Source organism: Massilia rhizosphaerae, from assembly GCF_016093545.1.
Classification (GTDB): domain Bacteria; phylum Pseudomonadota; class Gammaproteobacteria; order Burkholderiales; family Burkholderiaceae_D; genus Telluria; species Telluria rhizosphaerae.
The window spans coordinates 1-639 of record NZ_JADKYX010000056.1; the positions used below are offsets into that span (position 1 = coordinate 1).

The window sequence follows — 639 nt, forward strand, 5'->3', positions numbered from 1 at the left end:
CTCGACAAGGACGCCTCGCAGCGCACCGCGCGCTGGGTGCTGGTCGTCAGCCTCGCGCTGACCCTGCTGGTCGCCCTCAAACTGTTCGGAGTGTTTTAATCATCATGGCTACTACCCCCAAGAACATCGGAACGCGCCGCCTCGTCGTCGGCGCGCACTACGGCATGCGCGACTGGCTGGCGCAGCGCGTCACCGCCATCGTGATGGTCATCTTCACCGTCATCCTGCTGGTTTCGTTCCTGACCGGCCAGAATTTCACCTACGAAGGCTGGGCGGGTCTCTTTGCCCGCCAGTGGTTCAAGCTTTTCACGATGGTCACGTTCTTCGGCCTGTTCTACCACGTGTGGGTGGGCATCCGTGACATCTGGATGGACTACGTCAAACCGGTCGGCATCCGCCTGACCCTGCAGATCGCCACGGTGCTCTGGCTGCTCGCCTGCGCCGCCTGGACTGTGCAAATTCTCTGGAGCGTGTAATCGTGGCAGCAATCAACACCAACATCCCCGTCCGCCATTTCGACGTCGTCATCGTCGGCGCCGGCGGTTCCGGCCTGCGCGCCGCGCTGCAACTGTCCGAAGCGGGCCTGAACGTGGCCGTGCTGTCGAAAGTCTTCCCGACCCGCTCCCACACCGTCGCCGC

The 639-nt window shown here is 63.4% G+C and carries 2 protein-coding genes; both read left to right on the plus strand.

Annotated elements, in window-relative coordinates:
* Positions 1–104: 104 nt before the first annotated feature.
* Positions 105–476: a succinate dehydrogenase, hydrophobic membrane anchor protein gene (gene sdhD / locus ISF28_RS30260; RefSeq protein WP_198120880.1), complete on the plus strand. Its 372-nt coding sequence runs from the start codon at positions 105–107 to the stop codon at positions 474–476.
* 2 nt (positions 477–478) lie between these two features.
* Positions 479–639 (plus strand): FAD-dependent oxidoreductase (locus ISF28_RS30265; protein ID WP_198120881.1); only part of this gene is annotated, 161 nt, incomplete at its 3' end.

Coding starts and splice junctions, on each gene's coding strand:
- sdhD (WP_198120880.1), top strand. CDS start 105: ATGGCTACTACCCCCAAGAACATCGGAACGCGCCGCCTCGTCGTCGGC.